Source organism: Bacillus sp. AMCV2 (assembly GCF_056033925.1).
Genome location: NZ_JBVYIB010000002.1, coordinates 1756601 through 1768823 on the forward strand (window position 1 = coordinate 1756601; position 12223 = coordinate 1768823).

11 protein-coding genes are annotated in these 12223 nt (G+C 43.5%); all 11 read left to right on the forward strand.

The features are described 5' to 3' along the window. The 11 genes from pgsA (at position 1) to ricA (ending at position 12182) form a co-directional block, all read left to right on the forward strand. A complete protein-coding gene (gene pgsA, locus AC0OMA_RS09255) occupies positions 1 to 582 on the forward strand; it encodes a CDP-diacylglycerol--glycerol-3-phosphate 3-phosphatidyltransferase (RefSeq protein ID WP_047182624.1) in 582 nt (193 codons plus the stop codon). 17 nt (positions 583 to 599) lie between these two features. Then, on the forward strand, positions 600 to 1850 hold the full coding sequence (locus AC0OMA_RS09260) for a competence/damage-inducible protein A (protein WP_003231847.1): 1251 nt from the start codon (positions 600 to 602) through the stop codon (positions 1848 to 1850). A gap of 172 nt (positions 1851 to 2022) precedes the next feature. Further along, a complete protein-coding gene (gene recA / locus AC0OMA_RS09265) occupies positions 2023 to 3069 on the forward strand; it encodes a recombinase RecA (RefSeq protein ID WP_003245789.1) in 1047 nt (348 codons plus the stop codon). Between the two features lie 167 nt (positions 3070 to 3236). Further along, a complete protein-coding gene (locus tag AC0OMA_RS09270) occupies positions 3237 to 4412 on the forward strand; it encodes a serine hydrolase domain-containing protein (RefSeq protein ID WP_181219175.1) in 1176 nt (391 codons plus the stop codon). A gap of 274 nt (positions 4413 to 4686) precedes the next feature. Beyond that, a complete protein-coding gene (gene rny, locus AC0OMA_RS09275) occupies positions 4687 to 6249 on the forward strand; it encodes a ribonuclease Y (protein WP_003221010.1) in 1563 nt (520 codons plus the stop codon). A gap of 68 nt (positions 6250 to 6317) precedes the next feature. After that, positions 6318 to 7112 (forward strand): 2',3'-cyclic-nucleotide 2'-phosphodiesterase, encoded by a 795-nt coding sequence (ymdB, locus tag AC0OMA_RS09280; protein ID WP_003245138.1) that lies wholly within the window; start codon positions 6318 to 6320, stop codon positions 7110 to 7112. Between the two features lie 199 nt (positions 7113 to 7311). Beyond that, entirely contained in the window at positions 7312 to 7572 is a 261-nt protein-coding gene (spoVS, locus tag AC0OMA_RS09285; RefSeq protein ID WP_003154135.1) for a stage V sporulation protein SpoVS, read from the forward strand. Positions 7573 to 7837: 265 nt separating this feature from the next. Beyond that, complete coding sequence (gene tdh, locus AC0OMA_RS09290; protein WP_181219176.1) at positions 7838 to 8881, forward strand: L-threonine 3-dehydrogenase; 1044 nt, start codon at positions 7838 to 7840, stop codon at positions 8879 to 8881. A 12-nt stretch (positions 8882 to 8893) separates the two neighbouring features. After that, on the forward strand, positions 8894 to 10072 hold the full coding sequence (locus AC0OMA_RS09295) for a glycine C-acetyltransferase (RefSeq protein WP_015383694.1): 1179 nt from the start codon (positions 8894 to 8896) through the stop codon (positions 10070 to 10072). Between the two features lie 147 nt (positions 10073 to 10219). Further along, the gene (gene miaB, locus AC0OMA_RS09300) at positions 10220 to 11749 is read left to right on the forward strand and encodes a tRNA (N6-isopentenyl adenosine(37)-C2)-methylthiotransferase MiaB (RefSeq protein WP_015483238.1); all 1530 of its coding nucleotides are present in this window, start codon (positions 10220 to 10222) and stop codon (positions 11747 to 11749) included. 1 nt (position 11750) lies between these two features. Then, positions 11751 to 12182, forward strand: a complete 432-nt coding sequence (gene ricA / locus AC0OMA_RS09305) for a regulatory iron-sulfur-containing complex subunit RicA (RefSeq protein ID WP_003231834.1) — start codon at positions 11751 to 11753, stop codon at positions 12180 to 12182. The last annotated feature ends 41 nt before the right edge of the window (positions 12183 to 12223 follow it).

Sequence of the window (12223 nt, forward strand, 5' to 3'; positions counted from 1 at the left end):
ATGTTTAACTTACCAAATAAAATCACACTAGCTAGAATCGCATTAATCCCAATCTTCATGATTATCATGCTGGCGCCGTTTGACTGGGGCAGGCTCGAAGTTGGAGACGAATCAATCCCGGTCGCACATTTGGCGGGGGCTATTCTATTTATTATTGCATCTACAACAGACTGGGTGGACGGGTATTATGCCCGAAAACTGAATCTCGTAACAAACTTCGGGAAATTTCTTGATCCGCTTGCGGACAAACTGCTCGTATCCGCAGCGTTAATTATCCTTGTTCAATTTGATCTCGCTCCAGCTTGGATGGTCATTCTGATTATCAGCAGGGAGTTTGCCGTGACAGGTTTAAGGCTTGTCTTAGCCGGAACAGGAGAAGTCGTAGCTGCTAACATGCTTGGTAAAATCAAAACCTGGGCACAGATTATTGCGGTATCCGCATTGCTTCTTCATAATCTTCCATTTGAACTTGTGTCATTCCCGTTTGCTGACTTGGCGCTGTGGGTAGCCGTCTTCTTTACTGTCGTCTCAGGCTGGGAATACTTCTCTAAAAACTGGGAAGCGTTAAAAACATCTAACTAAGAAAGAAGGACTTCGTCATGGAATTTCCAAAAAAAGCAGAAATAATTGCAGTCGGTTCAGAGCTGCTGCTTGGCCAAATCGCCAATACAAATGCTCAATTTATCAGCAAACAGCTCGCTGAAATCGGGGTCAACGTATTTTATCATACAGCGGTCGGAGATAACCCGGAGCGGCTGAAGCAGGTCATCCGCATTGCTGAAGAACGCTCTGACTTCATTATTTTTTCAGGAGGTCTTGGACCCACAAAAGATGATCTGACGAAAGAAACGATTGCAAATACGCTGGGACGTCCGCTTGTGTTAAATGATGAGGCATTCCAATCCATTGAGGACTATTTCAAACGAACAAAACGCACGATGTCACCTAATAACCGAAAACAGGCGCTTGTGATCGAAGGCTCTGACGTGCTGGCGAATCACTTTGGAATGGCCCCGGGAATGCTCACAGAGCATGAATCGCGCTATTATATGCTTCTTCCTGGACCGCCGAGCGAATTGCGTCCAATGTTTGAAAACGAGGCAAAACCTCTTCTGCTGAAAAAGATGGGTTCAAATGAAAAAATTGTGTCAACCGTTCTTCGCTTTTTCGGTATCGGTGAATCTCAGCTTGAAGCCGATTTGGAAGATATTATTGATGCGCAAACCAATCCGACAATTGCGCCTTTGGCGGCTGATGGAGAGGTGACGCTGCGTTTGACAGCCAAACACGCCGATGAAAAGGAAACAGAGCGTCTGTTAAAAGAAACAGAGGCCGTTATCTTAGAGCGTGTCGGTGAATTTTTCTATGGTTACGATGATACTTCTCTTGTAAAAGAGCTATCTATAGCGTGTAAGGAAAAAGGCATTACAATTTCTGCGGCAGAAAGCTTTACCGGAGGGCTGTTTTCTGAATGGCTGACGGATCATAGCGGTGCCTCAAAATTATTTGCCGGGGGCGTTGTTTGCTATACAAACGACGTGAAGCAGAATGTGCTTGGTGTCAAGAAGGAAACATTAGATCGTTTTGGGGCGGTCAGCAAGGAGTGCGCATCCGAACTGGCTAAGGGTGTTCAAAAACTCACTGGCAGCGATATCGGCATTAGCTTTACTGGTGTAGCAGGACCTGATGCTCAAGAAGGGCATGAGCCTGGGCATGTGTTTATCGGCATTTCCGCAAATGGTAAAGAAGAGGTTCACGAGTTTCACTTTGCGGGCTCCAGAACGGGGATCAGAAAACGCGGCGCTAAATACGGCTGCCATTTAATCTTAAAGCTTTTAGAGCAAAAATAATATTTTCAGCACATTATCCTCCTAAGAAAACATGATTTCTCTGATACATTATGATATTTTGATAGGAATCACGCCAAGAAAAAATCCGAATATGCGTTCGCTTTTTTCTTGGCAAATCCCTTCAAACAGGGTATAGTATATGTAGTGGTAACATAAAGGAGGAAAAAATAGAATGAGTGATCGTCAGGCAGCCTTAGATATGGCTCTTAAACAAATAGAAAAACAGTTCGGCAAAGGTTCCATTATGAAACTGGGAGAAAAGACAGATACAAGAATTTCTACTGTCCCAAGCGGCTCCCTCGCTCTCGATACAGCACTGGGAATTGGCGGATATCCTCGCGGACGGATTATTGAAGTATACGGTCCTGAAAGCTCAGGTAAAACAACTGTGGCGCTTCATGCGATTGCTGAAGTTCAGCAGCAGGGCGGACAAGCCGCGTTTATCGATGCGGAGCATGCGTTAGATCCGGTATACGCGCAAAAGCTCGGTGTTAACATTGAAGAGCTTTTACTGTCTCAGCCTGACACAGGCGAGCAGGCGCTTGAAATTGCGGAAGCATTGGTTCGAAGCGGGGCAGTTGACATTGTCGTTGTCGACTCTGTAGCCGCTCTCGTTCCGAAAGCGGAAATTGAAGGCGACATGGGAGATTCTCATGTCGGTTTACAAGCACGCTTAATGTCTCAAGCGCTTCGTAAGCTTTCAGGGGCCATTAACAAATCGAAGACAATCGCGATTTTCATTAACCAAATTCGTGAAAAAGTCGGTGTTATGTTCGGGAATCCGGAAACAACTCCTGGCGGCCGTGCGTTGAAATTCTACTCTTCCGTGCGTCTTGAAGTGCGCCGTGCTGAACAGCTGAAACAAGGCAACGACGTAATGGGGAACAAAACGAAAATCAAAGTCGTGAAAAACAAGGTGGCTCCGCCGTTCCGTACAGCCGAGGTTGACATTATGTACGGAGAAGGCATTTCAAAAGAAGGCGAAATCATTGACCTAGGAACTGAACTTGATATCGTGCAAAAAAGCGGTTCATGGTACTCTTATGAAGAAGAGCGTCTTGGCCAAGGCCGTGAAAATGCAAAACAATTCCTGAAAGAAAATAAAGATATCATGCTGATGATCCAGGAGCAAATTCGCGAACATTACGGCTTGGATAATAACGGAGTAGTGCAGCAGCAAGCTGAAGAGACACAAGAAGAACTCGAATTTGAAGAATAAAAATAAAATAAGTTTCAAATGATACAAAAGGCTGAGTGAAAAACTCAGCTTTTTTGTATTTTGCAAAAAAATGATAAAAATATTGCTTTTTTTGACAACTTTTTTAGGGCTTTATTCGTCTAACAAAACGTGTGCAAAATGGAATTTATTTTGGGAGGAAAAAATGAATGACAAGCCCAACCCGCAGAAGAACTGCGAAACGCAGACGGAGAAAACTAAATAAAAGAGGAAAACTGTTGCTTGGTCTTTTAGCAGTGATGGTTTGCATTACGATTTGGAATGCTATTCATCGAAATAGTGAAGAAAACGAGCCATCTCAAGAAATTGCAGCGGTTTCAAATACCGATCAGAAAAAAGAGGTCAAAAAGAAAACTGCCAAAAAATCAGAGGAACAAATCAAAACAGTGGATCGAAATCAAAAAATCAGCAATTATTTAGAAGAGATCGGTTTCAGCGGAACAGCCATGATTGTCAGAAATGGAGAAATTGTAACAAATAAAGGTTTTGGCTATGCTGACCGTAAACACTACATTCAAAATAATCCATTGACATCTTTTTATGTCGGTTCATCACAAAAAGCGCTGATTGCAACTGCTATTTTGCAGCTTGAGGAAAAGGGGAAACTTCAGACAAGTGATCCGGTAAGTACGTATTTACCTCATTTTCCCAATGGACAAACGATTACTTTGAAGAATCTGCTTACACATACATCGGGGATAAACGGACATATTGAAGGAAACGGCGCCATTACTCCGGACGATTTAATAAAAGACATAGAACTTCAGGGAATTAAACGTCAGCCGGGCGTATGGGACTACAAGGATTCCAACTATTCTGTTCTCGCTTATATTATTGCTGAAGTAAGCGGTGAGCCCTATGAACAGTACATAAAGAATCATATTTTTAAACCTGCGGGAATGACGCATGCAGGCTTTTACAAAACATATGAAAAAGAACCTTATCCTGCTGTCGGGTATAAGATGGAGGGCAGCAAAACAGTTACACCGTATATACCTGATCTATCCCAGCTGTATGGAGCGGGTGATATTTATATGAGCGCTATAGATATGTACAAATTTGACCAAGCGCTGATAGACGGAAAACTGTATTCGCAAAAAAGCTATGAAAAGATGTTTACGCCAGGGAGCAGCTCCACATACGGCATGGGATTTTATGTTGCTCCCGGAAGCTATTCAAACCATGGTGTTATGCCGGGCTTCAATATCTTGAACAGCTTTAGCAAATCTGGGCAAACCATTGTTATTTTGTTCTCAAACATTCAAAATAATGCTAAATTGGGCCAAGTGAACAATAAAATATACCAGCTTCTAAACCAAGAATGATTGGCGATCTTCTTTTGGATGAATTGCATTCGGCACGTGAAAAGACGACTGGCCTGCAAACGTTAAGATGGCAAGCTTGACAAGTATTTCCGACACATTTACAATGAAGTTGTAACATTTGTTTTTTTAACATGATTGTTAAACCATTTAAACTTGACAAGGGCGATGAACACACTCATTCCCTGTGAAGGTTCTGTATGTTGAGAAAACTAGACAATGTACATGCCGACACTTTTAAGCAACAACCAAGTTCATAGCAAGAGGAGGTGAAAGTATGACCCCAATTATGATGGTTCTCATCTCCATTTTGCTGATTCTACTCGGTTTAGTTGTTGGCTACTTTGTTCGTAAAACCATTGCCGAAGCGAAAATTGCGGGCGCACGCGGTGCAGCCGAGCAAATTCTTGAAGATGCGAAGCGTGATGCTGAAGCACTGAAAAAAGAAGCTCTGCTTGAAGCAAAGGATGAAATCCACAAACTTCGAATAGATGCTGAACAGGAAGTTCGTGAAAGACGAAATGAGCTTCAAAAACAAGAAAACCGTTTACTCCAAAAGGAGGAAAACCTTGATCGCAAACATGAGGGAATTGATAAACGGGAAGCGATGTTGGAGAAGAAAGATCATTCTCTGAATGAACGACAACAACATATTGAAGAGATGGAAAGCAAAGTGGATGAGATGATTCGTATGCAGCAGTCTGAGTTGGAACGAATTTCGAGTCTGACTCGTGATGAAGCGAAACAAATCATTCTTGAGCGGGTTGAAAACGAGCTTTCACATGACATCGCCATCATGACAAAAGAAACTGAAAACCGTGCGAAAGAAGAGGCGGATAAGAAAGCGAAAAACATTCTTTCACTCGCCTTACAGCGCTGCGCAGCGGACCACGTTGCCGAAACAACGGTATCAGTTGTCAATCTTCCAAATGATGAGATGAAAGGACGTATCATCGGACGGGAAGGGCGTAACATTCGTACGCTTGAAACGCTGACAGGAATTGACCTGATTATTGATGATACGCCTGAAGCTGTCATTCTTTCCGGATTTGATCCGATCAGACGTGAGACAGCCAGAATTGCTCTTGATAAACTCGTTCAGGATGGCCGTATTCATCCGGCACGGATTGAAGAAATGGTTGAAAAATCTCGCCGCGAGGTCGATGACTATATTCGTGAGATGGGTGAGCAAACGACATTTGAGGTTGGTGTTCACGGCCTCCACCCAGATCTCATCAAGATCCTCGGCCGCTTAAAGTTCCGTACAAGCTACGGTCAAAATGTGCTTAAGCATTCCATGGAAGTCGCATTCTTGGCCGGTCTAATGGCATCGGAGCTTGGTGAAGACGCAAAGCTTGCTAAACGTGCGGGTCTTCTTCACGACATCGGGAAAGCAATTGACCATGAAGTAGAAGGAAGCCACGTTGAAATCGGGGTAGAGCTTGCGACCAAATATAAAGAGCACCCAGTCGTGATTAACAGTATTGCATCACACCACGGGGATGAGGAGCCGACTTCCATTATCGCTGTGCTGGTAGCTGCAGCAGATGCGCTTTCCGCTGCAAGACCTGGCGCAAGAAGTGAGACGCTCGAGAATTATATTCGAAGACTTGAAAAACTCGAAGAAATTTCTGAGTCCTACGAAGGTGTTGAAAAATCATTTGCCATTCAGGCTGGACGCGAAGTGCGTATTATGGTGAAGCCGGATTCAATTAATGATCTTGAGGCTCATCGACTGGCGCGAGATATCCGCAAGCGAATTGAGGACGAGCTCGATTATCCAGGTCATATTAAGGTGACAGTAATCAGAGAAACTCGAGCCGTAGAGTATGCAAAATAAAGTGATGCGCTAAGCATCACTTTATTTTTTTGACGGCAAGGAATTTTCAAGAAGAAAGGATTTACAAAATGAGAATTTTATTTATCGGAGATGTTGTCGGTTCACCGGGCCGTGACATGGTCAAAGAATATGTACCAAAGCTAAAAACAAAATATAAGCCTCACTTTACCATTATTAATGGTGAAAACGCCGCACATGGAAAAGGCCTGACGGAAAAAATTTATCACAGCTTAATCCAGTCCGGCGCAGATGCAATCACAATGGGGAACCACACATGGGACAAAAAAGAAATATTTGATTTTATAGATGACGTTCCGAACTTGGTTCGCCCGGCAAACTTTCCTGAAGGAACACCGGGGAAAGGGATCACATATGTGAAAGCAAACGGCAAAGAACTAGCAGTCATTAATTTGCAGGGACGTACGTTTTTGCCGCCGCTTGATGACCCGTTTTTAAAAGCGGATGAATTGATCGCAGAGGCTGCGAAAAGAACACCGTACATTTTTATCGACTTTCATGCCGAAGCGACAAGTGAAAAGCTCGCACTTGGCTGGTACACGGATGGGAGGGCGTCGGCTGTAGTAGGAACTCATACACACGTGCAAACAGCGGATAACCGCATTTTGCCGAAGGGAACGGCATATATTACTGATGTGGGAATGACTGGCCCGTATGACGGTATACTGGGGATGGACAGAGAGACGATTATTAAGCGATTCAAAACGAACCTTCCAGTCCGGTTTACTGTCGCTGAAGGAAAAACAACGCTCAGCGGAGTTGTCATTGACATTGACGATCAAACGAAAAAAGCCGTGAAAATTGAGCGTATTTTAATCAACGATGATCACATGTTCTTTGAATAGTTGAACATATGGTTATTTTATAAAAATATTAAAAAGAAAAGCAGGAATATAGCAACTCCTTAGTGAATATAGTAAAAATGGAAGGTAGCCCGCTATTTTTGAAAAGCATTGTGGGGATGGCTTTTTGGATAGCAACATCTAATAATGATTGTTCTAATGAACACTCACTTATCCATTGTAAAACTAAGGGGGAGCAGAAATGGAAATCTTAAAAGTTTCAGCAAAATCGAGTCCAAATTCAGTGGCAGGTGCGCTTGCAGGCGTGTTGAGAGAGCGAGGAGCCGCCGAGATTCAAGCGATCGGAGCGGGTGCATTAAACCAGGCTGTAAAAGCTGTGGCGATTGCCAGGGGATTTGTGGCGCCAAGCGGCGTTGATTTGATTTGTATTCCGGCTTTTACAGATATTCAAATCGATGGGGAAGAAAGAACAGCGATTAAATTAATCGTGGAGCCTCGCTAAAAACAAATAAAGCATTCTCAACCTGTTTGCGTAATGCAAACAGGTTGTTTTTCATTTATTGTGATATTTTCTCCCGATAGTATTTTTAGCACATAAATGAGCGAATATACAAAATCAGAAATGAGCTAAAACGTTTCAAAAAAAAATTCCGCCCTTTTTTCAAGACAGATACTTTTGTCCTTCTGGAAAAGACAGTACTGTTTACGCTTATTCCATATCATGGTACAATCCAAATATAACAAGAATTTTTCAAGGAGGATTGTACATGCAGAGTGGAAAGATGAAAGCTCTAATGAAAAAGGACGGGGCGTTCGGTGCTGTGCTGACTGAAGTTCCCATTCCTGAGATTGATAAACATGAAGTCCTCATAAAAGTGAAAGCCGCTTCCATATGCGGCACGGATGTCCACATTTATAATTGGGATCAATGGGCACGTCAGAGAATTAAAACACCCTATGTTTTCGGCCATGAGTTCAGCGGCATCGTAGAGGGTGTGGGAGAGAATGTCAGCAGTGTAAAAGTGGGAGAGTATGTGTCTGCGGAAACACACATTGTCTGTGGTGAATGTGTCCCTTGCCTAACAGGAAAATCTCATGTGTGTACCAATACTGCTATAATCGGAGTGGACACGGCAGGCTGTTTTGCGGAGTATGTAAAAGTTCCAGCTGATAACATTTGGAGAAATCCCGCTGATATGGACCCGTCGATTGCTTCCATTCAAGAGCCTTTAGGAAATGCAGTTCATACCGTACTCGAGAGCCAGCCTGCAGGAGGAACGACTGCAGTCATTGGATGCGGACCGATTGGTCTTATGGCTGTTGCGGTTGCAAAAGCAGCAGGAGCTTCTCAGGTGATAGCGATTGATAAGAATGAATACAGGCTGAGGCTTGCAAAACAAATGGGAGCGACTTGTACTGTTTCTATTGAAAAAGAAGACCCGCTCAAAATTGTAAGCGCTTTAACAGGTGGGGAAGGAGCGGATCTTGTTTGTGAGATGTCGGGCCATCCCTCAGCGATTGCCCAAGGTCTTGCGATGGCTGCGAATGGCGGAAGATTTCATATTCTCAGCTTGCCGGAACATCCGGTGACAATTGATTTGACGAATAAAGTGGTATTTAAAGGGCTTACCATCCAAGGAATCACAGGAAGAAAAATGTTTTCAACATGGCGCCAGGTGTCTCAGTTGATCAGTTCAAACGTGATCGATCTTGCACCTGTTATTACCCATCAGTTTCCGTTAGAGGAGTTTGAAAAAGGTTTCGAACTGATGAGAAGCGGCCAGTGCGGAAAAGTAATTTTAATTCCATAAAGGGGGATAAACATGACGAAGGAATTTGAGTTTTTAAAAGCAGAGCTTGATAGAATGAAAGAAAACCATACTTGGCAAGACATAAAACAGCTTGAATCTATGCAGGGCCCATCTGTCACAGTGAATCACCAAAAAGTCATTCAGCTATCTTCTAATAATTACCTCGGTTTCACTTCACATCCTAGACTCATCAACGCCGCACAGGAGGCCGTTCAGCAGTATGGAGCCGGCACCGGATCAGTGAGAACGATTGCCGGTACATTTACAATACATCAAGAGCTTGAGAAAAAGCTGGCAGCCTTTAAAAAAACGGAGGCGGCACTTGTATTCCAATCAGGCTTCACAACAAACCAAGGCGTACTTTCAAGTATTCTATCAAAAGAGGATATTGTCATCTCCGATGAATTGAACCATGCCTCTATTATTGACGGAATTCGACTGACAAAGGCGGATAAAAAGGTGTATCAGCACGTCAATATGAGTGATTTAGAGCGGGTGCTGAGAAAGTCAATGAATTATCGGATGCGTCTGATTGTGACAGACGGCGTATTTTCCATGGATGGCAACATAGCCCCTCTGCCTGATATTGTAGAGCTCGCTGAGAAATATGACGCATTTGTGATGGTGGATGACGCCCATGCATCCGGAGTACTTGGCGAAAACGGCAGGGGAACGGTGAATCACTTCGGTCTTGACGGCAGAGTTCATATTCAGGTCGGGACATTAAGCAAGGCAATCGGAGTGCTCGGCGGCTACGCTGCAGGTTCAAAGGTGCTGATCGATTATTTGCGCCATAAAGGCCGTCCATTTTTATTCAGCACATCTCATCCGCCGGCTGTCACTGCAGCTTGTATGGAAGCGATTGATGTCTTGCTTGAAGAGCCGGAGCATATGGAGCGCTTGTGGGAGAATACTGCCTATTTTAAAGCAATGCTTATGAAAATGGGTTTGACTCTCACAGAGAGTCAAACGCCGATTCTTCCTATTTTAATAGGTGATGAAGGTGTGGCAAAGCAATTTTCAGATCAGCTCCTTTCTCACGGTGTTTTTGCCCAAAGTATCGTTTTCCCGACTGTAGCAAAGGGAAAAGCCAGAATTCGCACGATTATAACAGCAGAGCACACCAAAGATGAATTGGATCAGGCGCTTGATGTCATCGAAAAGACGGCAAAGGAGCTCCAGCTATTGTAACAAGAGGAAGAGTTTACTCTTCCTCTTTTGATTCCTTATTGATTATTATTCTCAATGAGTGTACAATGATAGGTTGCCAGTTGTGCAGAGCTTCAATAACCTTTATACTGAAGGGTGGAAGTTTGGTTTGAAAGGAGAAAATATGACATGAATGAAAAACAAAAATTAGAGAGCGGACAAGTTAATCCATCGGACAAAAAATCCGAGAAGGATTACAGCAAGTACTTTGAAGCTGTTTACATTCCGCCTTCTTTAAAAGACGCGAAAAAACGAGGCAAGGAAGCCGTTACTTATCATAATGACTTTAAAATTTCTGAACAATTTAAAGGATTGGGAGACGGAAGAAAGTTCTATATCCGTACGTACGGCTGCCAAATGAATGAACACGATACAGAGGTTATGGCAGGGATCTTTATGGCGCTCGGTTACGAAGCGACAAACTCTGTTGACGACGCCAATGTCATTTTGTTAAATACATGTGCAATCCGTGAAAATGCTGAAAACAAGGTGTTTGGTGAGCTCGGGCACTTAAAAGCACTGAAAAAAAACAATCCCGATCTGATTTTAGGCGTGTGCGGCTGTATGTCCCAAGAGGAATCAGTCGTGAACCGTATTTTGAAAAAACATCCGTTTGTCGATATGATTTTCGGAACGCATAACATTCATCGCCTGCCGGAGCTTTTGTCAGAAGCATACCTTTCAAAAGAAATGGTTGTAGAAGTTTGGTCTAAGGAAGGGGACGTTATTGAAAACCTTCCGAAAGTCCGAAATGGAAAAATTAAGGGCTGGGTCAATATCATGTACGGCTGTGACAAATTCTGTACGTATTGCATTGTGCCTTACACACGCGGAAAAGAAAGAAGCCGCCGCCCTGAGGATATCATTCAGGAAGTGAGAAGGCTCGCAAGTGAAGGCTATAAGGAAATTACACTGTTAGGCCAAAACGTAAACGCGTATGGAAAAGACTTTGAAGATATGACGTACGGACTTGGTGATTTGATGGATGAACTGAGAAAAATCGATATCCCGAGAATCCGTTTTACAACGAGTCATCCGCGCGACTTTGACGACCGCCTCATTGAAGTGCTGGCAAAAGGCGGAAATCTGCTTGATCACATTCATCTTCCGGTTCAATCAGGAAGCTCAGAAGTTCTGAAGTTGATGGCCCGCAAATATGACAGAGAGCGTTACATGGAGCTGGTGCGAAAAATTAAGGCAGCGATGCCAAACGCTTCTTTGACGACGGACATTATTGTCGGATTTCCGAACGAAACGGACGAGCAGTTTGAAGAAACGCTTTCTCTATATCGTGAGGTGGAGTTTGACAGCGCTTATACGTTCATTTACTCTCCGCGTGAGGGCACTCCGGCTGCTAAGATGAAAGATAATGTACCGATGCGTGTGAAAAAAGAACGCCTGCAGCGTCTGAACGCACTGGTGAATGAAATTTCTGCTAAAAAAATGAAGGAATACGAAGGCAAGGTTGTCGAAGTATTAGTTGAAGGTGAAAGCAAAAATAACCCTGATATTCTTGCCGGCTATACTGAAAAAAGCAAGCTTGTCAATTTTAAAGGGCCGAAGGAAGCCATCGGCAAAATCGTCCGCGTGAAAATCCAGCAAGCGAAAACATGGTCGCTTGACGGAGAAATGGTAGGAGAAGCAATCGAGGTGAAATAAGATGACGCTCTACTCAAAAAAAGACATTGTGCAGCAGGCACGAAACCTTGCAAAAATGATTTCTGAAACAGAAGAGGTTGATTTTTTCAAACGGGCTGAAGCGCAAATCAATGAGAATGACAAAGTGTCCACAATCGTTAATCAGATTAAAGCCCTGCAAAAGCAGGCTGTCAATCTGAAGCATTATGAAAAGCATGAAGCGCTCAAACAAGTAGAAGCAAAAATTGACGCGCTGCAAGAAGAGCTTGAAGAGATTCCTGTTATCCAGGAATTCAGAGACTCGCAGATGGAAGTAAATGACCTACTGCAGCTCGTTGCACACACCATTTCCAACCAAGTCACAAATGAAATCATCACATCAACCGGAGGCGACCTGCTGAAAGGGGAAACCGGTTCAAAGGTGAAGCATTCAAATAACAGCTGTTCTCTCTAAACACGGTGCCTTTACAGGCCCGTGTTTTTTTATCATTTGTG